Source organism: Jatrophihabitans sp. (assembly GCF_046262535.1).
Taxonomy (GTDB): Bacteria; Actinomycetota; Actinomycetes; order Mycobacteriales; family Jatrophihabitantaceae; genus Jatrophihabitans.
Genome location: NZ_JBHEMO010000141.1, coordinates 1 through 19,685 on the forward strand (window position 1 = coordinate 1; position 19,685 = coordinate 19,685).

A 19,685-nucleotide genomic window follows, 5' to 3' on the forward strand; every position below is an offset into this window, starting at 1 on the left:
CGCGAGGTCGATCCGCAGACGCTGCTGCTCACCGGGCTGACCCGCGACGGCGTGTACCTGATCGAGAACGGCCAGGTCAGCGGCGCGGTGAACAACTTCCGCTTCAACGAATCCCCGATCGACCTGCTCGGCCGCCTCAGCCAAGTGGGCCGTACCGAGCCGACGATGTCACGCGAGTGGGCCGACTACTTCCGGCGGACGGCGATGCCGGCCGTCCGGGTGCCCGACTTCAACATGTCGACAGTCAGCCAGGCGTCGTAGCCGAGCACCCCACACCCCGTCGAGCATGATCCGTCCATGACCAACGCGCAGTGGTCGCTCGTGCAGGGCGACGCGGTGGTGATGCTGGTGATCGCCGGGCGGACGATCGGCGGCTGCCTCGTTCTCGGGGCGCTGTTCCAAGGCAGTTCGCGCACGAGCGAGAGCATCCAGCCGGCCAAGTACCCCGACCACCCGGGCTATCAGCGGACCGTGCCGCGGTTCCTGCCGTGGCCCAAGGCGCGCCTGCTCAACCGGTGAGTGGGGTGGAAGCCACCGCCGTAATTTGTTCGGCACTCGACCGAAAGTCCTCCCCAGCCAGCGTCGCAGGCGGCCGGTCAGCGTGCCTCGGGAGGCCCGATCCGCGGGGCGCGGCCGGGTGCCAGGTCGACGTGCACAAGATCACCTGTGGCCGGGCAGCGGCGGTCTTCACCCGACCTCGTCCAGGCCAATGATCACGGGGCCCGCAGCGTCTCTAACGCCGTCGAGTGTGAGCATTCACGCAGCCCGCGGATTGTGTATGTAAGCGCTCCCGGGAGATACCGTACGGGCAACCCATCTCTGGCACGCGCGGGCGCAGCATCAACAGCCGCCCAACGCGTCGACCTTTTGTTCGACCGGCGAGGAGATTTCATGACGGCAAGCACGATCCCGGGTCTCGATACCGCACCCACGACGCACGCGGCGCTGCTCGCATGGGTACGGGAAACCGCCGAGCTGACGCAGCCGGAGCGGATCGAGTGGGTCGACGGCTCGCCCGAGGAATGGACGCGGATCACCGACCTGCTGGTCGAGAACGGCACGTTCGTCCGGCTCAACGACGCCAAGAAGCCGAACTCCTTCTGGTGCGCGTCGGATCCGACCGACGTCGCCCGCGTCGAGGACCGCACGTTCATCTGCAGCCGCGACCCGAAGGACGCCGGGGCCACCAACAACTGGATGGACCCGGACGACATGAAGGCGATCATGACCGAGCGTTTCCGTGGCTCGATGCGTGGTCGCACGATGTACGTGCTGCCCTACTGCATGGGTCCGCTGAACGCCGACGAGCCGATGCTCGGCGCCGAGATCACCGACTCGCCCTACGTCATCGCGTCGATGCACATCATGACCCGTCTGGGGACCAAGGCGCTCGAGCTCTTCACCAAGGACGGCATCGAGCAGCCGTTCGTGCCGGGCCTGCACTCCGTCGGCGCGCCGCTCGAGAACGGCCAGCAGGACGTGCCCTGGCCGTGCAACGACACCAAGTACATCGTCCACTTCCCCGAGGAGCGGCTGATCTGGTCGTACGGCTCGGGCTACGGCGGCAATGCGCTGCTGGGCAAGAAGTGCTACTCGCTGCGCATCGCATCGGTCAAGGCCCGCGACGAGGGCTGGCTCGCCGAGCACATGCTGATCGCCAAGGTGACGAGCCCGGACGGCGTGTCTCGCTACATCGCCGCCGCGTTCCCGTCGGCCTGCGGCAAGACGAACCTGGCCATGCTCGAGCCGACGCTGCCCGGCTGGAAGGTCGAGACGATCGGCGACGACATCGCCTGGATCCGCATCGGCGAGGACGGCCGGTTCTATGCGGTCAACCCGGAGAACGGCTTCTTCGGCGTCGCGCCCGGCACCGATTACCACACTAACCCCAACGCCATGCGCACGATCGCGAAGGGCGGCTCGATCTTCACCAACGTCGCGTTGACCGACGACGGCGACATCTGGTGGGAGGGCATCGGCGAGGCGCCGGCGCACCTCACCGACTGGAAGAAGCAGGACTGGACACCGGACGGCGGCGCGCTGGCCGCCCACCCGAACTCGCGGTACTGCACGCCGATCTCGCAGTGCGACACGCGCGCCCCGGAATGGGACGACCCGAAGGGCGTGCCGCTCGACGCGATCTTCTTCGGCGGCCGCCGCCGCGACACCGTCCCGCTGGTCACCGAGGCGCGTGACTGGCAGCACGGCGTGTTCATGGGCGCGACGCTGTCGTCGGAGACGACCGCCGCGGCCACCGGCAAGGTCGGCGTCGTGCGCCGCGACCCGATGGCGATGCTGCCGTTCATCGGCTACAACGCCGGCGACTACTTCGCGCACTGGATCGCCACCGGCAAGAACGCCGACTCGGCCAAGCTGCCGAAGATCTTCTACGTCAACTGGTTCCGCCGCGACGCCGAGGGCAACTTCGTCTGGCCGGGCTTCGGCGAGAACATCCGCGTCATCAAGTGGGCGCTCGAGCGGATCGACGGCAAGGCCGCGGCGCTCGACACCCCCATCGGCCGCGTGCCCACCCCTGAGGCGCTCGACGTCGACGGGCTGGACATGACCGACGACGACCTGCGCGGCGCGCTGACCGTCAACGTGGACGAGTGGAAGAACGAGCTGCCCCTCATCGAGGAGTGGTTCGACAAGATCGGCACCGCGCTGCCCTCGTCCATGCGCGACGAGCTCGACGCGCTGAAACTGCGCCTCGAAGCCTGACCTTCTCGAGTTGTCCGTGCTCGGCCACGTCAAGACGTGGCCGAGCACGGACAACTTGGGTTAACGAGAGCGCTGGTGGAGGTCGTACAGCGCGAGGGCGGCGACGCTGTGCGCGTCGGCGAACTCGCCGCGCGCGATCATCGTCCGCACCTCGGCCTCGGCCCGCCACTCGTGCACCATGTCGGCCTCGGTCGGCTCGAGGTCGGTCGGGCCGGGCGTGAGCCCGGCGGCGAGGAAGACGTCATAGCCCTGGGAGCTGCAGCCGTACGCGGCGTGCAGGTGCCCGAGGTGGACGAGGGAATCGGCCTCGAAGCCGGTCTCCTCGCGCAGCTCGGCGGCGGCCAGCTCGGCCGCTGAGCCGGAGTGACCGGCCGGCCAGCCGCCCTGCGGGAACTCCCACTCGCGGCGGCCCACCGGATAACGGAACTGCTGGACCAGCCAGAACCCGCCGTCGGCATGCGGCAACACGACGACGAAGTCCTGCTTGTCGACCACCGAGTACGTCCCGCGCGTGCCGGACGGGAATTCGACCTCGTCCTCGCGCACCGACATCCACGGCGAGCGATACACCTCCCGGCTGCTCAGCTGCCTGATCTCGTCCATGACCGTCACCCTGCCGGATGCCATCGGGTTATTGGCTTGGCCCGCCCGGTAACGTCGACAAACCGTGACCGACGATCCGGTTCTGCTGTCCGAACGGTCCCATCTACAACTCGCCCGCTCCTGCCTGTCCGCGATGCGCGAGGCGGCCGGGCACATCGCCGACTACGGCGTCGACGAACTGGCCAGCCATGCGCTCGGCCGGCTACGGGCGCAGCGCCTCGACGCCCTCGACGCCGACCCGGAGGCGCCCCCGTTCTTCGGCCGGATCGACCGGGACCGCGAATCCGGCGACAGGCAGGACGGCGCCGAGGTCTTCCACATCGGACGCCGGCACGTCCGCGACGAGGTGGGCGATCCGGTGGTGATCGACTGGCGGGCGCCGATCGCGCGCGGCTTCTACCGCGCGACGGACGAGGACCCCATGGGCGTCCGCCTGCGCCGCCGCTTCGGCTTCTCGGCCGGCGTCCTGTCGTCGATGGAGGACGAGCACCTCGACCGCGGCGAGGCCCTCGGCCTGTCGTCCGAGCTCTTGCGCGAGGAGATCGAGCGGCCGCGCGTGGGCCCCATGCGTGACATCGTCGCGACCATCCAGCCCGACCAGGACGAACTCGTGCGCGCCGACCTCGACACCTCGCTGTGCATTCAAGGCGCACCGGGCACGGGCAAGACCGCGGTCGGGCTGCACCGAGCGGCGTACCTGCTCTACACCTATCCCGATCGACTGCGCCGCTCCGGCGTGCTCGTCGTCGGACCCAACACGGCGTTCCTGCATTACATCGCGCAGGTGCTGCCGTCCCTCGGTGAAGGCGGGATCACCCAGAGCACGGTCGCCGGACTCCTCGGTCGTGACGTCTCCGGCATCGAGGACGCGCCGCTGGCCGTGCTGAAGGGCGACGCGCGGATGGCCGCCGTGCTGCGCCGCGCGGTGCTGACCCACATCGCCAAGCCGGTCGACGACGTCGTGGCGGTCGTGGGCACCAAGCGGTACCGCATCGGTGCCCACCACCTGCGGCGCTATGTCGACGACGCCCGCCGGGCGCTCGACAACGGTCTGCGCTGGTCAGTGGCGCGCGACCGTCTGCGGACGCAGGTGGCCGAGGACGTCCGGCGCCAGCGCGAGGATGCGGGCGGCGCGCCAACGGACGCCGAGACCGCCCGTGTCGCCCGATCACAGGCCGTGCGGGATTGGGTCGACGCGGTGTGGCCAGAGCTGTCCGCGCCCGAGCTGCTCGCGCGGCTCTACGACGACACCGACTTCCTGCATCGGTGCTCGGCATCCACCCTGACCGACGACGAGGGGGCCGCGCTGCAGCGGCCCGCCCCGCGGTCGGCGCGCGCGGTCAAATGGACGGCCGCCGACACCGTCCTGCTCGACGAACTCGACGCGCTGCTGCACGGCAACGAGACATTCGTCCATGCCGTGGTCGACGAGGCGCAGGACCTGTCGGCCATGCAGTGCCGCGCCATCGCCCGCCGGTGCCCGCTCGGCTCGGTCACGGTGCTCGGCGACCTGGCCCAGGCGACGACCCCGTGGGCACCGGGCGACTGGACGGCCACGCTGCACCACCTCGGTCACGAGGCCGCCGTCCGGCCGCTCACCGCGGGGTACCGCGTGCCCGGCGAGGTGCTCGAGATCGCCAACCGGCTGTTGCCGCACATCGCCGCGGGCGTCCCGCCGGCCACCTCGATCCGCCAGGGCGAGGGGGCGCTGCGCTTCGCCGGGCGGGACGAACTTGTGGAGCAGGTGCGCGACTGCGCGAAGGCCGACGGGTCCATCGGCGTCATCGTGCCCGACGCCCAGGCCGCCGCCGTCCTCGAACAACTTCAAAGTGCCGATCTGGACGCGCATCCGCTCGACGACGACACCGATCCGCGCATCGCGGTCGTCCCCGCCTCGACCGCCAAGGGGCTCGAGTTCGACTCCGTCGTCCTGCTTGAGCCGGCGGCGATCGTGGAGGCGGAGCCGAGCCGCGTGGACGGCCTACGGCGGTTGTACGTCGTGCTCACCCGGGCCGTGTCGCGGCTGCGGGTCGTGCACGACCGCCCGCTGCCGGCCGAACTGAGCTGAGCTGACGTCTCAGCAGGACCCCGAGAGGCCGCAGCGGGTGTTGCTCCACATGATGAGGACGACGGCGGCGTACAGGATCACTAGGCACGGGCCGACGATCAGCGCGATGATTCCGAGCCGGCGGACCAGACGCGACGCCCGCTGCGCGCCGGCGAGGTCGCCACGGTAATAGTCCCGGTCGACCCGCGCGTAGTTGATGAAGGCGGCGATGGCCAACGGCAAGAAGACGACGGCGGTGATCGCCCATCCGAGGTGGCCGGGCGGCGGACCCTAGCCCGGCCCGTAGCCTGGGGCGCCGTAACCCTGGTAGCCGTAGGGCGGATAGCCCTCGGGTGGGACCGGTGGATAGCCGGGCGGCGGCCCGTAGCCCGGGGCGGAGTACGGCGGCGGATAGGCCGGCGCGGGCGGCCGCTCCTGCGGCTCGGTCACGACGCCTCCTGTCTTCTGTGGTCTCGCCTGCGAGCGGAGTGACCCGGGTCACGGATATGGTAGGAACCCCTGGGTAGTCAGCCTGGCACGCCACCCCTGTACCAACTGACCTCAGCGACCGAAGCACGTGCGGCACGGAGACCCCGTCCGCCCGTACACAAGGAGAGCGACTTGAGTGAACACGTCCATGCCGTGCATCCGGAACCTGACCTTGTTCAGCTCCTGACCCCTGAAGGCCAGCGCGTCGAGCACCCGGACTATCCGCTCGAGATCTCCGACGACGAGATCGCTTCGCTGTATCGCGACCTGGTGCTGGTCCGTCGGATCGACACCGAAGCCATCGCGCTCCAGCGCCAGGGCGAGCTCGGCCTGTGGGCATCGCTGCTCGGCCAGGAGGCCGCACAGATCGGCGCCGGCCGGGCACTCAAGCCGCAGGACATGGCGTTCCCGACGTACCGTGAGCACGGCGTGGCCCACTGCCGCGGCGTCGATCCGCTGACCCTGCTCGGCCTGTTCCGCGGGACGAACCTCGGCGGGTTCGACCCGCGCGAGCACAACTTCAACCTGTACACGATCGTGATCGGCGCCCAGACCCTGCACGCGGCCGGCTATGCGATGGGCGTCGTGCGCGACGGCGCGGTCGGCACGGGCAACCCCGACCGCGACACCGCGGTTCTGGCGTTCTTCGGCGACGGCGCGTCGAGCCAGGGCGACGTCAACGAGGCCTTCGTCTTTGCCGGCGCGGGCAACCTGCCCGTCGTCTTCTTCTGCCAGAACAACCAGTGGGCGATCAGCGAGCCGGTCGAGCGGCAGAGCCGCGTCCCGCTCTACATGCGCGCGAGCGGATTCGGCTTCCCCGGCGTCCGGGTCGACGGCAATGACGTGCTCGCCACGCTGGCCGTCACGCGTAAGGCGTTGAACGACGCGCGGAACGCGCAGGGACCGACCCTCATCGAAGCCTTCACCTACCGGATGAACCCGCACACGACCAACGACGACCCGCGGCGTTACCAGCTGGCCAGCGAGGCCGAGACGTGGAAGCTGAAGGACCCGATCGAACGGGTGCGCGCCTACCTCACCCGCCAGACGGGGATCGACGCCGACTTCTTCACCGACCTCGAGCAGGAGGCCAAGGAGCTCGGCGAACACATCCGCTCCGGTTGCCGCACGCTGCCCGACCCGACGCCGGAATCGGTCTTCGACAGTGTCCACGTCAGCATCACCGACGACCTGCGCGCGCAACGCGAGGACTTCGTCTCCTTCGTCTCGGAGGTCGCGTCATGACCCTCACTCAGATGACGATGGCCAAGGCCCTCAACGACGGCATGCGCAAGGCGATGGAGGCCGACCCCAAGGTCGTCATCATGGGTGAGGACGTCGGCAAGCTCGGCGGCGTCTTCCGCATCACCGACGGGCTGCAGAAGGACTTCGGCGAAGACCGGGTGATCGACACTCCGCTGGCCGAGTCCGGGATCATCGGCACCGCGGTGGGGCTGGCGATCCGCGGGTACCGCCCGGTGTGTGAAATCCAGTTCGACGGGTTCGTGTTCCCCGGCTTCGACCAGATCGTCAGCCAGGTCGCGAAGTTCCACAACCGGTCGGCCGGCCTGGTGAAGATGCCCATCACCATCCGGATCCCGTCCGGCGGCGGCATCGGCGCAGTCGAGCACCACAGCGAATCGGTCGAGACCTACTTCGCCCACACCGCCGGGCTCAAGGTCGTCGCCTGTTCCAACCCGTCCGACGCCTACTGGATGATCCAGGACGCGATCGCCGACGACGACCCGATCATCTTCATCGAACCGAAGCGGCTCTATCACGCGGCCAAGGCCGACGTCGCCGATGCGCCCACCCCGCTGTACCAGGCGCGCGTCGTGCGCCCCGGCCAGCACGTCACAGTGGCCGGCTACGGGCCGACGATGCCGACGCTGATCGAGGCGGCCAAGGCGGCCGCCGAGGACGGGATCCACCTCGAGATCATCGACCTGCGCAGCGTCTCGCCGGTGGACTTCCCGACGGTGCTCGAATCGGTGCGTCGCACCGGCCGGCTGATCGTCGTGCACGAGGCGCCGCACAGCTTCGGCGTCGGCGCCGAGATCGCCGCGCGGGTCACCGAAGATGCGTTCTACTCCCTCGAGGCTCCGGTGCTGCGGGTGACCGGCTACGACACCCCGTATCCGCCGAGCCGTCTCGAGCATGAGTGGTTGCCCAACCTCGACCGGGTGCTCGACGCCGTCGACCAGATTCTGGAGTTCTGACGTGACCGTCGCCTTCCCCCCCGATGCGGTTGATTTCCGGCCGCAGAATCAACCACAACAGGCGCAGAGCCACGACGCGAGTGGACGCTGACATGGGTGAGGTGAAGCAGTTCAAGCTGCCGGATCTTGGTGAGGGGCTCACCGAGGGCGACATCCTGAAGTGGACGGTCGCGGTCGGCGACACCATCGAGGTCAACGACACGATCGCCGAGGTCGAGACCGTCAAGGCGGCCGTCGAACTTCCCTCGCCGTTCGCCGGGGTGGTCACCGCCCTGCACGCCGCCGAAGGCGAGACCGTGCCGGTTGGCACGGCGATCATCTCCATCGAAACGACGTCGGCGGCGCCGGCCGCGGCCGCCGCCGGCGCGGCCGAGGATCTGGTTCCGGCCGTGCCCGGTCTGCCGGGTGAGGGCGCGCTGCCGGCCGAAGAGAAGCAGATGACGCTCGTCGGCTACGGGCCGCGCGAAGAGACCGGCGGGCGTCGGCGCCGCCGCCGTCCGGAGGCGACCGCCGCGGGCGCCCAGGCGTCGTTCAACGTGCCGCCGGCCAACGGGCCGCACCCCGCGCCGCCGCTGAGCGAGGTCGAGGAACCGGACGAACCGGTGCGCGGTCGCGCGCCGGCGCACCGGGTGCTGGCCAAACCGCCGGTGCGCAAGCTCGCCAAGACTCTCGGCGTCGACCTCACCGCGGTGACCCCGACGGGCCCGCACGGGACGATCTCCCGGGACGACGTGCAGTCGGCCGCCAACGACGTCGCGCCGGCTGCACCCGGCCGCCACGCCCGCGACGGCGGCCGCGAGACGCGGATCCCGATCAAGGGCGTCCGCAAGCATACGGCCGCGGCGATGGTGGCCTCGGCCTTCACTGCCCCGCACGTCACCGAGTTCATCACCTGCGACATCACCGCGACGATGGAGCTGCGCGACCGGGTGGCCGCCCGGCGTGAGTTCCGCGACGTCAAGGTCAGTCCTCTGCTGTTCGTGGCCAAGGCGGTCCTGCTGGCGGTCGGCAAGACTCCGGAGATCAACGCGACATGGGACGACAGTGCCGGCGAGATCGTGGTCAAGCACTACGTCAACCTGGGCATCGCGGCGGCCACCGGCCGGGGGCTCATCGTCCCCAACATCAAGGATGCCGACCGGCTGACCCTGCATGAGCTGGCGACCGAACTGGGCGGCCTCACCGAAACCGCCCGGGCGGGCAAGACGTCCCCCGCGGACATGTCCGGGGGCACCTTCACCATCACCAACGTCGGCGTCTTCGGCGTGGACACCGGCACACCGATCCTGAACCCCGGTGAGGCCGGCATCCTCGCCTTCGGCGCCGTCCGGCGGATGCCGTGGGTGGTCGGGTCCGGCGCCGACGAGCGGATCGAGCCGCGCTGGGTGACCCAGCTCGGGCTGTCCTTCGACCACCGGCTGGTCGACGGGCAGCAGGGTTCGCACTTCCTGGCCGATGTCGCTGCTGTCCTGACAGATCCCGGGATGTCGCTGCTGTAGACCGCGTGATGTTAGACACCTGGCGGCATACAGCCGTGATCTGTTCTGTTGGACTGAGTACGCTGACCAACAGAACAGTTCCGGAGGACACCATGAACCGAATCAGCCGCAAGATCCGTCGCAGCCGCGACACGCGCGACTTCGAGCGCGCCCTGCGCAACGCGTCGCCCACGATGCGCCAGGAGCTCTACGCCGCCGCGAACCACCAGAACTTCCGCATGCTCTGAGGTTCGCCGACCGCTCCGCCCCCTTCAGCTCGCTGGAGGGGGTTTTGCATTTAACTGTTCAGCGGTGCGGGAGGCGGGCCGTCCGGGACGCGGTTGGGCGGGAAGATCTGCGCCACGTTCGCCTCGGTCAGCTGGACGAAGACTCCCTGCGCCTCCGCAGTGACCCGACCCCCGACGGCGATCTGGCCGGCCACGAAGAGCTTGCGCCCGTCCACCCGGTCGAGGCGGGCACTCACTGCGAGCGGCGTCTCGAGCGGCGTCGGCGCCCGGTAGCGGACCTCGAGCGACACCGTCATGGCCGAGTACCCGGCCGTGAACAGCGCCTGCCCCATCGCGTGGTCGAACAGCAGGGACAGCACGCCCCCGTGGGCCAAGCCTGGGCCGCCTTCGTATGCGGGGCCGAGCGCCACCGTACCGGCGACGCCGTCCTCGGTCGGCGTGGTGTGCAGCTGCGGGGCGACCGGGTGCGCGGTGCCGCCGACGAGGCTCATCGGGTGATACGGGCTGTCGTGCACGCGCGAGCTCGGACGGGCCCGGGCCAACTGGCCGGTGACGCCCTCGATGGCCGCCGCGGCCGCCGCGAGGTCGTCCAGTCCCGCACCGGAGCGGACAACGACGTCGGACAGGGCGCGCACAGCGGCCCCGAGCCGATCATGCGGGTCCGGCGCCGCAGCCTGTTCACTGGTCACCGGCCCAGAATACTGGAACAGGTTCTAGTCATGGTCGGGGCGCCGTCGATCAGGTTTCCTCCCGCAGCGCTGCGCGGCGCCTGCTCCAGTGGCGCCCACGGAGGAAAACCCGATCGTCCGGGCGCAGACAGGCCGCCCGCCACGTACCTTCTCCTGACGTGGACGCGATCCGTACGGGCCCGAGAGTGCGCGCACCCGAGTTCGTCGCCGGGGACTGGTTCAACACCGCCGCGCCGCTGACCCTGAGGCAGCTGCGCGGCCGGTTCGTCGTGCTGGACTTCTGGACGTTCGCGTGCGGCAACTGCCTGCATGTCCTGGACGAGCTGCGCCCGCTCGAGACCGAACTCGGCGAGATCCTCACCGTCGTCGGCATCCATTCGCCCAAGTTCCCGCACGAGGCCGAGCCGGCCGCCCTGCGCGCGGCGATCGAGCGGTACGAGGTGCACCATCCCGTGCTGAACGACCCCGAGATGCAGCTGTGGCGGCAGTACGCCGTCCGCGCGTGGCCGACGCTCGTCCTCATCGACCCCGAGGGCTACGTGGTGGCCCAGGCGGCCGGCGAAGGGCAGGTGAGCGCGCTGGCGGCCATCGTCGCCCGGCTGGCGGCAGAGCACGACGCCCGCGGCACCCTGCGCCGGGGGGACGGGCCGTACGAGCCCCCCGCTCCGCAGTCGTCGACCCTGCGTTTCCCGGCGAAGGCCGTCGTCCTCCCGGCCGCGCGCACCGGCCGGGCCACCGACTCGCTCCTGGTCGCCGACGCCGGCCATCACCAGCTCGTCGAGTTCGAACTCGACGGCGAGACCGAACTCCGCCGCTTCGGCAGCGGCCGGCGCGGTGGCCCGTTCGCCGAGCCGAACGGTCTCGGCGTGCTGCCGGTGGGCGTCGCCGCATACGACGTCGTGGTGGCCGACACGGCCAACCACGTCCTGCGTGGCGTGCGCCTGGCCGACGGCGCGATCACTGCGATCGACCTGCCCGCCGGGCTCGCCGACATCCGGACGGTGACCGGTCCCGTCCCGCCGGTCCTCTCGCCGTGGGACGTCGCCTGGTGGCCCGCGATCCAGCGCATCGTCGTGGCGGCCGCGGGCGTCCACCTGCTGCTCACCGTCGATCCGGCCGACGGACGTGTCGCGATCCTGGCCGGCACGACCGTAGAGGGTCTGCGCGACGGACCGGCGGCCGACGCCTGGCTGGCCCAGCCGTCGGGCCTGGCCGTCGACGGAGACCGCGTGTGGTTCGTCGACTCGGAATCCTCGGCCCTGCGCTGGATCGATGCGGCCGGCACCGTCGGCACCGCGGTCGGCGAGGGACTGTTCGACTTCGGCTTCGTCGACGGGCCGGCGGCAACGGCCCGACTACAGCACCCGCTCGGCGTCACGGTCCTCGCCGACCGGTCGGTCGCGGTGCTCGACACCTACAACGGCGCGGTCCGCCGCTACGACCCGGCGCCGGGTGCGGTCACCACCCTCGCCCGCGACCTGGCCGAACCCTCGGGCGCCCTGCTCGTCGGCGGAGAGCTGGTCGTCGTCGAGTCGGCCGCTCATCGGCTCGTCCGGCCCGTCCCGACCGCTGAGCTCGTCACCGGAGTACCGCTGCATACACAGCGGCCGGCGGCCCACCTCGCGGCGGGACGCGTGCAGCTGACAATCGCCTTCGAGCCGGCGCCGGGACGCAAGCTCGACGACCGTTACGGCCCCTCCACCTCGCTGACCGTGACCTCCTCGCCACCGGAACTGCTGGCCGCCGGCGCCGGTGACACCGTCACGCTCGACCGCACGCTCGAGCTCACGCCCGGGCAGGGCGTCCTGCACGTGACCGCCCAGGCCGCGTCCTGCGACGCAGCCGGCGCCGACAACCCCGCCTGCTACCTCGCCCGCCAGGACTGGGGGGTGCCCGTCGACGTCGCCGCCAGCGGCGATACCGAGCTCCGGCTAGTCCTGCTCGGCTGACCCCCCATACGCTGCGGCCATGCCCAGCGACTTCGCGTTCAAGGTCATGAATGCCACCCACCGCGCCGCCCTCAAGCTGAGCGGCAACCGCCTCGGCAAGAACGCGGCCGGAATGCCGTCACTGGAACTGACGACGGTGGGGCGCAAGAGCGGGCAGAAGCGGTCGACCTTGTTGACCGCGCCGCTATCCAGGGGGAGACGATCGTCGTCGTCGCCTCCCGCGGTGGTGACGACACCCACCCCGCCTGGCTGCTGAACCTGCGGGACAATCTTGACGCGAGGTCGCGCTGATCGGCGAGGCGAAGCGCCCGATGCGGGCCCGGGTGGCGCCCGCTGAGGAACGGGCCCGGATGTGGCCGATCATCACGGCCGCGCACGGCCATTACGCCGCCTACCAGCGCAAGACCGAGCGCGAGATCCCGCTCGTCCTGCTGGAGCCGAGAACGTGACCCGCGCTCGGGCGCAGGCCGGCGTCGACTAGCGTCGGCTCGGTGCCAATACACCCGATCCGCATCGCCCTTCAGCTCCAGCCACAGCAGGCCGACTACGCCGCCATCCGCCGTACCGTCGCCGAGGCCGAAGACCTAGGGGTCGATGTCATCTTCAACTGGGACCACTTCTTCCCCCTCTACGGCGATCCGGCGGGACAGCACTTCGAGTGCTGGACGATGCTCGGCGCCTGGGCCGAGCAGACGTCCCGCGTCGAGATCGGTGCCCTGGTCACCTGCAACAGCTACCGCAATCCGGAGCTGCTGGCCGACATGGCGCGGACGGTGGACCACATGAGCGACGGCCGGTTGATCCTCGGCATCGGCTCAGGCTGGTTCGCCAAGGACTACGAGGAGTACGGCTACGACTTCGGGACGGCCGGCGGCCGGCTCGACCAGTTGCGGCAGGACCTCCCGCGCATCGAGGCTCGCTGGGCGAAGCTGAACCCGCCGCCCACGCGCAAGATCCCCGTCCTGATCGGTGGCGGCGGGGAGAAGAAGACGCTGCGGATGGTCGCCGAGCACGCTGACATCTGGCACTCGTTCAGCGATCTCGACACGCTGCGCCGCAAATCGGAGATCCTCGCCGGTCACTGCGCCGATGCGGGCCGCGACCCGACCGAGATCGAGCGCTCGATCGGGACGCCGCACGGTGAACCGGCCGAGGTCGGCCCGCCGCTGATCGAGGCCGGCGCCACCCTGTTCACCGTCGGCGTCGGCGGCCCCGACTTCGACCTCGCGAGGCTGCGCCGATGGCTCGCCTGGCGCGAGAGCCTCTGATGGCGCGCGCGGCCTGGTTCTTCCCGCTGCCCGACGAGGCCGAACTCCCCGAGCGGCTGCGGGGCCTGTTCGCCAAGGCCCGGGAGACAATCGGCTTCGTCCCCAACGTCTTCCGGTCCTACAGCTACCGGCCCGAGCGCTTCTCGGCCTGGTTCGCGCACTACAAGCAGCTGCACGAGCCGACCGACCACCTCGACGAGGCCGACCGCGAGATGATCGCCGTCGTGGTCAGCGCCTACAACCGCTGCACTTACTGCATCGTGTCGCACGGACACGCGCTGCGTAATGCACTGGGCGACGAGGTGCTGGCCGACTACATCGCGACCAATTGGCGCCACGCGGGCCTGGACGAGCGACGCAGCGCGATCTGCGAGTACGCCGAGAAGCTGACCGCCCGCCCCCATGAGCTGACCGAGGCCGACCTGCACCGCTTGCGCGACGTCGGGCTGTCCGACTTCGAGATCTGGGACGTCGTCGAGATCGCCGCGATGTACAACTTCACCAACCGGATGGCGCTCGGGCTCGGCCAGCAGCCCAACGAGGAATACCACGCGCTCGACCGCGGCTGACCCCGGCGGGCATGCTGGACACGGGCGCACGGCAACCGCCGGGCACCGCCATTGCGTCGACGGAGGTCTGATGGACGACAAGTCCCTGCTCGAGCACATCCACGAACTCGTCGACGAGGAGAAGCGGTTGCGGGCAGCCCACCGCGGCGTTGCCGGCGAGGACCGGCAGCGGCTCGACGCCGTCGAGCGCGAACTCGATCAGCTCTGGGACCTGCTTCGTCAACGGCGGGCCCGTGAGGAGTTCGGCGAGAACCCGGACGAGGCCACCGAGCGCAGCGTCAACGAGGTCGAGGGCTATCTGCAGTGATCAGCTGGTCACGTCCTTGCCGCTGAAGCGGGCCCACGCGAGCGCGACGAAGAACGCCACGTAGCCCAGCGTCACCAGCAGCCCCGTCGCCATGTCGCCGGTGTAGACGGGGTCACGCAGCAGGTCGACCCATTGCAGCCAGTAGTGGCTCGGCAGCCAACCATGGATGCGGGCCAGCTGGGGGACCGCGTCGGCCACCTCGCTGACCACCGTCAGCGTGAGGGTCGCGGCCATCGCCGCGATCGGCACCTCGGTCATCGTCGACACGAACAGCCCGATCGCACCGACGGTGAGCGCGCTCGCGGCGACGTAGAGCACGACCAGCGACAACCGGCCGAGTCCTTGCGCATACGACACGGTATGGCCAGACAGCAGCGTCAGCCGACCGGCCGGGAACAGGAAGAGGCCTGCGACCGCGCCGATTCCCGCCAACGTCACCGCGCAGACGAGGCACCACACGGCAATCGCCGTCAGTTTCGCCCCGAGCAGCCGACTGCGTCCGACCGGGACGGTCAGCAGGTATCGCAAGGTGCCGGTGTTGGCCTCGCCGGCGATCGCGTCACCGGCGACCACTGAGACGACGAGTGGCAGGAACAGCGGGGTGACGACCAGGAACGCCGCGAGTACCGCGAACAGTCCGTTGCGGGTGATGCCGCCGAAGATCGAGCCTCCGCTCGCGTCCTGACCGCTGGCCTTCACCGCGATGCCGATCAGCACGGGAACGAGCGCGAGGATCGCGAGCAGCACGTGGTTGCGTCGACGGCCGAGCACCATGCGCAGCTCGGAGCCCAAGAACCTACCCGGAGACATCGAAGCCCTCCCCGGTCAGGCCGACGAACTGCTCCTCGAGGCTGGCCCGGACGACCGCGAAGCCGCGCACGGCCACGCCGCCGTTGACGAGCGCGGCCAACACCTGCTCGGGAGCCGCGTCACCCAACGCGGCGCGGACTTCGGCCGGCGCAGTCCGCACCTCGACGAGGCCGAGGCCGCGCAGGAGCATCGCGGCCTCGGCGACCTGATCGGTCTCGACCCGCACGAGCGGCGCCTGTTGCGAGCGGAGCTCGGCCAGCCCGCCCTGCCAGACGAGGCGGCCGGCGCTCATCACGCCGACGTCGGTGCAGACCTGCTCGACTTCGCTGAGCAGGTGTGACGACAGGAAGACGGTCACCCCGTCGGCGGCCAGCTCACTGATCAACGAACGCACTTCACGGGTCCCCTGCGGGTCCAGCCCATTCGTCGGCTCATCGAGGACGAGCAGTTCGCGGGGCTGCAGCAGCGCGGCAGCGATGCCCAGGCGCTGGCGCATGCCGAGGGAGTAGTTGCGGTAGCGCTTGCCCGCGGCGGCTGCCAGGCCGACCCGGTCGAGTGCCGCACCGATCCGGTTCGCCGCGGTGCCGGCGTCGGCCGTGCGGTCCGCGGCATCGAGCCGCAGCAGGTTGGCGCGGCCGGACAAGTACGGGTGGAAGGCCGGTCCCTCGACCAGGGCCCCGACATGGCGCAGCGCCTCGTCGGTCGGCCGGTCGAGCAGACAGTGCCGCCCCGCCGACGGAAAGACGAGCCCGAGGAGCATCCGGATGGTCGTGGTCTTGCCCGACCCGTTCGGTCCGAGGAAGCCGTAGACCGACCCCTGCGGCACGTCCAGATCGATCCCGTCGACCGCGGCGAGGGTCCCGAAGCGCTTGGTCAGCCCCGTGGACGAGATCGCGGTGCCGCTGACCTGCACGGTGCCGACTACCGAGACCGGAGCTACCGCGAGCCGGCCGCGGCGTACAGGCTTTCCGGGTCGACGGCGCCGGCGTACAGGCGGCCGTCAGCGGTGACAAGGACCGACACGAGCGCCGACTCGAGCAGCCGCCCCTTGCCCCACGCGCCGGTCACCGGCGTCAGCGCCTTGCTGGCCGGCCCCAGCAGCTTGGCGACCGCGGCCGGTCCCGGATCCAGCGCGACCACCCTCGCCCAGCCCGACCCGGTGGTGCGCGGCTTGGTGCCCCTGCCGGCGTCGGCCCGCGGTTCGGCGGAACGGCGGCCCGACCCCGCTTCGTGCACGGTGGCGTTCGCCGGCGGCGAGAAGACGAAGTTGCGCTCGGCCTGGGTCCCGAACCGGATGCTGGTGAAGGCGACATCGACCGCCGGGGCCGAGGCATCACGCGCGTACACCTGCACGCCGAGCGGGATCTTCGTCTCGCCGTCGACCGAGATGTGGACGGAGCCGACCTTCGTCGCGGTCGTTCGCGGTGTGAGGACGAGTTCGTAGGCGGAACGGTCGGCCACGGTGTGATTGCCCTCGATCGCGACCCGGGTCGTGGGGTCGAGAGCGTGCAGCGCATCGCGGGCGAGATCGCCCGGTGTCAGCGACGAGGTCGACGAGGGGAGGGGTGCGGCCGTCGGCGCATCGGCGGGCAGCAACGAGTGCACGGCGAGCTGGTCCGCGCTGCTCCATTGCCAGACGTCGGTGCCGTTGCGGAAGAGATCGGTCTCGTCGGTCGCGCCGAGCAGGGCGACCCGCTGCTTGCCCAACCCTCCGTACCAGACCTGCATGGTGTGCGAACCCGTCAGCAACGACGCGAACGAGCTGGGCTCGTCGCTGGTGCCAATGGCCGGGAGATCGGGCAGCCCGAGCGAGAGATGGCTCACGACCGTGCCGGAGAATCCCCCGACCCCGGACGTCTGCACCGCAGCGATCAGGGCGGCGGGCGTCGTGGCGGGCAGGTCATCCGATGACGCAGAAGCGCTGAAGGCCCCCGTCGCCGCCAGCGCGGCGACGCCGGCGACCCCGACCGGCGCAAGCCAGCGCAGCGCGCGCGAACGCGCCAAGATCGGAGGGACGTGCACTGAACTGAGGATGCGAGGCTCCCACTGTGATGAGGCTGAGGCATTCGGGCCCCTGCCGAGGTCCACACTGGCAGTCTGGCACGGCGCCCGTCCGCTTACCGGCGAGTCTCGGGTGGGTCTCAGTGGAGCCGACAGAAGGAGAATCCCGTGCGCTTGCTGATCGTCGAGGACGAGGTGCGTCTTGCCTCCGCACTGCAGCGCGGGCTGTCCGCCGAGGGGTTCACGGTCGACCTGGCCCACACGGGTCCTGACGGGTTGCATCTCGCCCAGGAGACCACCTACGACGTGGTCATCCTCGACATCATGCTGCCGGAGCTGTCCGGCTACCGGATCATCGAGCAGCTGCGCGCAGCCCAGAACTGGGTGCCCATCCTCATGCTCACCGCGAAGGACGGGGAGTACGACGAGGCCGACGCCCTCGACCTCGGCGCCGACGACTACCTCACCAAACCGTTCTCTTTCGTCGTCTTGCTGGCCCGCATCCGCGCCCTGATGCGGCGCGGCGTACAACCCCGGCCCGCCTCACTGACGGTCGACGATCTCGTGCTCGACCCGGCCGCGCACACCGTGCGGCGGGGCGAGGCGACCGTCGAGCTCACGCCGCGCGAGTTCTCGCTGCTGGAATTCCTCATGCGCCGCGCGGGTGACGCCGTGAGCAAGGCCGACATCCTGCACCATGTGTGGGATGCGAACTACGACGGCGATGCCAACGTCGTCGAGGTCTACGTCGGCTACCTGCGCCGCAAGATCGACACCCCGTTCGGGCGGCAGAGCCTGCAGACCGTTCGCGGCGCCGGCTACCGGCTGACACCCGAAGCCTGACCGGTGGACCGGGCGGGCGGCGCCCGGCGCCGGCTGGCGCGACCACTCGCTCGGGTCGCGCGCTGGCCCCGGGCGTGGTGGGCACGGCAGTCCCTGCGCGCGCGCCTGACCCTGCTCGCAACCGCCCTGTTCTCCTTCGCCGTCATCACCGGCGCGATACTTCTGCTCGTCCTGCAGCGCTACGCCCTGACCCGCGTGCTCGACCAGTCGGCGAACAAGACCGCCGGCGACGTCGCGCAGCTGTTCAGCAGCGGCAAGGAGCCACGCACCCTTCCTCCCACGACCGGCGGCATCACCGCGGTCCAGGTCGTCAATGCTCACGACGACGTGATCTCGGCGTCACCCGGCGCCGATCCGCACACGTCGATCGTCGGGCCTTCGGAGCTCAGTGCCGTCCGCGGCGGCGACCGTCCGACCATCACCAGCTCCTCGGACGCCCGGCTGCGCGTGGTGGGTCGCAAGCTGGGTGCCCGGACGATCCTGGTGTCGACCGACGTCAGCCGCGTCGAGGACAGCCAGCGCATCCTCACCCGCGCCGCACTCATCGGCAGCCCGCTGGCCGTGCTGTTGATGGCGCTCGCCTCCTACGCGGTGGCGGCCCTGACGTTGCGGCCGGTGGCGGCCCTGCGGCACGGCGCCGCCGACATCACCGCGGCCGGCCTCGCCAAGCAGCGTCTTCCCGTACCAGACGCGCAGGACGAGATCCACCGGCTCGCCGTCACCCTCAATGCGATGCTCGACCGGATCGAGTCGGCGACCAGTCGACAGCGGACGTTCGTGGGCGACGCCGCCCACGAGCTCCGTTCGCCGCTCGCCTCGCTTCGCGTGCAGCTCGAGGTGGCCCAGCGCCTTGGCCCGACCGTCGACTGGTCCGGGCTCATCGACGACGTGCTGGTCGACGTGGAGCGTCTCGACCGCCTCGTCGAGGACCTCCTGTCGCTGGCCCGTTTGGACGAGTCCGGCGCCCTGACGCGCCGCGACCCCCTCAACCTGGACGAGATCGTGCAGGAGGTGGTGGCCGGCTACGGCACCGCGCGGGTGCCGGTAGTCGCCGAGACGCAACCGTCGCCCACCTCCGGCGACGCCGAGGCACTGCGCCGCGTGATCATCAACCTGGTCAACAACGCGGTGCGCTATGCCGCCACTGAGGTGCACATGAGCGTCGCTCCGGACAAGCAGGGCGGCAAGCCCGTGATCCGGATGATCGTCGACGACGACGGCCCGGGCATCGCCGAGGCCGAGCGGGAACGGGTCTTCGACCGGTTCTACCGGGTGCAGGAATCCCGCTCACGGCAGACCGGCGGCACCGGCCTCGGGCTGCCGATCGTGCGGGACGTGGTGAACAACCACGGCGGCCGCGTCCGGTTGGCCGAGCGGCCCGACGGCCGGCCGGGGCTGCGCGCGGTCGTCGTGCTGCCGGGCGAGCCAGAGTGACCCCGGCGCC

General features: G+C 70.5%; 20 protein-coding genes and 2 pseudogenes. 15 read left to right on the forward strand and 7 right to left on the reverse strand.

What is annotated here, in order from left to right:
* From ABR571_RS18755 to ABR571_RS18765, 3 genes are all read left to right on the forward strand, one after another.
* On the forward strand, positions 1 to 261 hold a 261-nt coding region (locus tag ABR571_RS18755; RefSeq protein ID WP_409454734.1), incomplete at its 5' end, for a metallopeptidase TldD-related protein.
* Between the two features lie 36 nt (positions 262 to 297).
* On the forward strand, positions 298 to 519 hold the full coding sequence (locus ABR571_RS18760) for a hypothetical protein (protein WP_409454735.1): 222 nt from the start codon (positions 298 to 300) through the stop codon (positions 517 to 519).
* A gap of 372 nt (positions 520 to 891) precedes the next feature.
* Complete coding sequence (locus tag ABR571_RS18765; RefSeq protein WP_409454736.1) at positions 892 to 2,721, forward strand: phosphoenolpyruvate carboxykinase (GTP); 1,830 nt, start codon at positions 892 to 894, stop codon at positions 2,719 to 2,721.
* Positions 2,722 to 2,781: 60 nt separating this feature from the next.
* On the opposite strand, the gene ABR571_RS18770 is transcribed toward ABR571_RS18765, so the two are convergent.
* The gene (locus tag ABR571_RS18770; protein ID WP_409454737.1) at positions 2,782 to 3,324 is read right to left on the reverse strand and encodes an NUDIX domain-containing protein; all 543 of its coding nucleotides are present in this window, start codon (positions 3,322 to 3,324) and stop codon (positions 2,782 to 2,784) included.
* A gap of 64 nt (positions 3,325 to 3,388) precedes the next feature.
* Here ABR571_RS18770 and ABR571_RS18775 point away from each other — a divergent pair, with 64 nt between their 5' ends.
* A complete protein-coding gene (locus tag ABR571_RS18775) occupies positions 3,389 to 5,392 on the forward strand; it encodes a HelD family protein (protein ID WP_409454738.1) in 2,004 nt (667 codons plus the stop codon).
* Between the two features lie 9 nt (positions 5,393 to 5,401).
* On the opposite strand, the pseudogene ABR571_RS18780 reads toward ABR571_RS18775, so the two are convergent.
* Positions 5,402 to 5,647, reverse strand: a pseudogene (locus ABR571_RS18780) (CD225/dispanin family protein); the annotation flags it as partial.
* A 15-nt stretch (positions 5,648 to 5,662) separates the two neighbouring features.
* Positions 5,663 to 5,821, reverse strand: coding sequence for a hypothetical protein (locus tag ABR571_RS18785; RefSeq protein ID WP_409454739.1), 159 nt, complete (start codon positions 5,819 to 5,821; stop codon positions 5,663 to 5,665).
* Between the two features lie 171 nt (positions 5,822 to 5,992).
* On the opposite strand from ABR571_RS18785, the gene pdhA reads away from it, so the two are divergent.
* From pdhA to ABR571_RS18805, 4 genes are all read left to right on the forward strand, one after another.
* Positions 5,993 to 7,105, forward strand: a complete 1,113-nt coding sequence (gene pdhA, locus ABR571_RS18790) for a pyruvate dehydrogenase (acetyl-transferring) E1 component subunit alpha (protein WP_409454740.1) — start codon at positions 5,993 to 5,995, stop codon at positions 7,103 to 7,105.
* Positions 7,102 to 8,079 carry an alpha-ketoacid dehydrogenase subunit beta gene (locus ABR571_RS18795; protein ID WP_409454741.1) on the forward strand — a complete coding sequence of 326 codons (978 nt, stop codon included), beginning with the start codon at positions 7,102 to 7,104 and terminating at the stop codon, positions 8,077 to 8,079. The genes pdhA and ABR571_RS18795 overlap by 4 nt, the downstream gene beginning before the upstream one ends.
* Before the next feature lie 92 nt (positions 8,080 to 8,171).
* The gene (locus tag ABR571_RS18800) at positions 8,172 to 9,578 is read left to right on the forward strand and encodes a dihydrolipoamide acetyltransferase family protein (RefSeq protein WP_409454742.1); all 1,407 of its coding nucleotides are present in this window, start codon (positions 8,172 to 8,174) and stop codon (positions 9,576 to 9,578) included.
* Positions 9,579 to 9,670: 92 nt separating this feature from the next.
* Positions 9,671 to 9,805, forward strand: a complete 135-nt coding sequence (locus ABR571_RS18805; protein ID WP_409454743.1) for a hypothetical protein — start codon at positions 9,671 to 9,673, stop codon at positions 9,803 to 9,805.
* 50 nt (positions 9,806 to 9,855) lie between these two features.
* Here ABR571_RS18805 and ABR571_RS18810 read toward each other — a convergent pair whose 3' ends face one another.
* Positions 9,856 to 10,494 (reverse strand): PaaI family thioesterase, encoded by a 639-nt coding sequence (locus ABR571_RS18810; protein ID WP_409454744.1) that lies wholly within the window; start codon positions 10,492 to 10,494, stop codon positions 9,856 to 9,858.
* Between the two features lie 185 nt (positions 10,495 to 10,679).
* Here ABR571_RS18810 and ABR571_RS18815 point away from each other — a divergent pair, with 185 nt between their 5' ends.
* The 5 genes and pseudogenes from ABR571_RS18815 to ABR571_RS18835 all read left to right on the forward strand — a co-directional run bounded on the left by ABR571_RS18815 (position 10,680) and on the right by ABR571_RS18835 (position 14,587).
* Positions 10,680 to 12,443, forward strand: a complete 1,764-nt coding sequence (locus ABR571_RS18815; protein WP_409454745.1) for a redoxin domain-containing protein — start codon at positions 10,680 to 10,682, stop codon at positions 12,441 to 12,443.
* A 19-nt stretch (positions 12,444 to 12,462) separates the two neighbouring features.
* Positions 12,463 to 12,892: pseudogene (locus ABR571_RS18820) on the forward strand (nitroreductase/quinone reductase family protein).
* A gap of 42 nt (positions 12,893 to 12,934) precedes the next feature.
* Positions 12,935 to 13,711, forward strand: a complete 777-nt coding sequence (locus ABR571_RS18825; RefSeq protein WP_409454746.1) for an LLM class F420-dependent oxidoreductase — start codon at positions 12,935 to 12,937, stop codon at positions 13,709 to 13,711.
* Positions 13,711 to 14,280 (forward strand): peroxidase-related enzyme, encoded by a 570-nt coding sequence (locus ABR571_RS18830; protein ID WP_409454747.1) that lies wholly within the window; start codon positions 13,711 to 13,713, stop codon positions 14,278 to 14,280. Before ABR571_RS18825 ends, ABR571_RS18830 begins: the two co-directional genes overlap by 1 nt.
* A gap of 70 nt (positions 14,281 to 14,350) precedes the next feature.
* On the forward strand, positions 14,351 to 14,587 hold the full coding sequence (locus ABR571_RS18835) for a DUF2630 family protein (protein WP_409454748.1): 237 nt from the start codon (positions 14,351 to 14,353) through the stop codon (positions 14,585 to 14,587).
* Here ABR571_RS18835 and ABR571_RS18840 read toward each other — a convergent pair whose 3' ends face one another.
* From ABR571_RS18840 to ABR571_RS18850, 3 genes are read right to left on the reverse strand one after another with little or no spacing between them, the layout of a single operon-like run.
* Positions 14,588 to 15,397 (reverse strand): ABC transporter permease, encoded by an 810-nt coding sequence (locus ABR571_RS18840; RefSeq protein ID WP_409454749.1) that lies wholly within the window; start codon positions 15,395 to 15,397, stop codon positions 14,588 to 14,590.
* Positions 15,384 to 16,310: an ABC transporter ATP-binding protein gene (locus tag ABR571_RS18845; RefSeq protein WP_409454750.1), complete on the reverse strand. Its 927-nt coding sequence runs from the start codon at positions 16,308 to 16,310 to the stop codon at positions 15,384 to 15,386. The genes ABR571_RS18840 and ABR571_RS18845 overlap by 14 nt, the downstream gene beginning before the upstream one ends.
* 23 nt (positions 16,311 to 16,333) lie before the next feature.
* Positions 16,334 to 17,401, reverse strand: coding sequence for a LolA family protein (locus tag ABR571_RS18850; RefSeq protein ID WP_409454751.1), 1,068 nt, complete (start codon positions 17,399 to 17,401; stop codon positions 16,334 to 16,336).
* A gap of 165 nt (positions 17,402 to 17,566) precedes the next feature.
* On the opposite strand from ABR571_RS18850, the gene ABR571_RS18855 reads away from it, so the two are divergent.
* Both ABR571_RS18855 and ABR571_RS18860 read left to right on the forward strand, forming a co-directional pair.
* Complete coding sequence (locus ABR571_RS18855; protein WP_409454752.1) at positions 17,567 to 18,241, forward strand: response regulator transcription factor; 675 nt, start codon at positions 17,567 to 17,569, stop codon at positions 18,239 to 18,241.
* Positions 18,242 to 18,244: 3 nt separating this feature from the next.
* Positions 18,245 to 19,675: a sensor histidine kinase gene (locus ABR571_RS18860; protein ID WP_409454753.1), complete on the forward strand. Its 1,431-nt coding sequence runs from the start codon at positions 18,245 to 18,247 to the stop codon at positions 19,673 to 19,675.
* The last annotated feature ends 10 nt before the right edge of the window (positions 19,676 to 19,685 follow it).

Bases quoted from the DNA above. Each gene is read 5' to 3' on its own strand.
- ABR571_RS18800 (WP_409454742.1), top strand. From the start codon at position 8,172: ATGGGTGAGGTGAAGCAGTTCAAGCTGCCGGATCTTGGTGAGGGGCTC.
- ABR571_RS18765 (WP_409454736.1), top strand. From the start codon at position 892: ATGACGGCAAGCACGATCCCGGGTCTCGATACCGCACCCACGACGCAC.
- ABR571_RS18760 (WP_409454735.1), top strand. From the start codon at position 298: ATGACCAACGCGCAGTGGTCGCTCGTGCAGGGCGACGCGGTGGTGATG.
- ABR571_RS18795 (WP_409454741.1), top strand. From the start codon at position 7,102: ATGACCCTCACTCAGATGACGATGGCCAAGGCCCTCAACGACGGCATG.
- ABR571_RS18840 (WP_409454749.1), bottom strand. From the start codon at position 15,397: ATGTCTCCGGGTAGGTTCTTGGGCTCCGAGCTGCGCATGGTGCTCGGC.
- ABR571_RS18770 (WP_409454737.1), bottom strand. From the start codon at position 3,324: ATGGACGAGATCAGGCAGCTGAGCAGCCGGGAGGTGTATCGCTCGCCG.
- ABR571_RS18835 (WP_409454748.1), top strand. From the start codon at position 14,351: ATGGACGACAAGTCCCTGCTCGAGCACATCCACGAACTCGTCGACGAG.
- ABR571_RS18830 (WP_409454747.1), top strand. From the start codon at position 13,711: ATGGCGCGCGCGGCCTGGTTCTTCCCGCTGCCCGACGAGGCCGAACTC.
- ABR571_RS18805 (WP_409454743.1), top strand. From the start codon at position 9,671: ATGAACCGAATCAGCCGCAAGATCCGTCGCAGCCGCGACACGCGCGAC.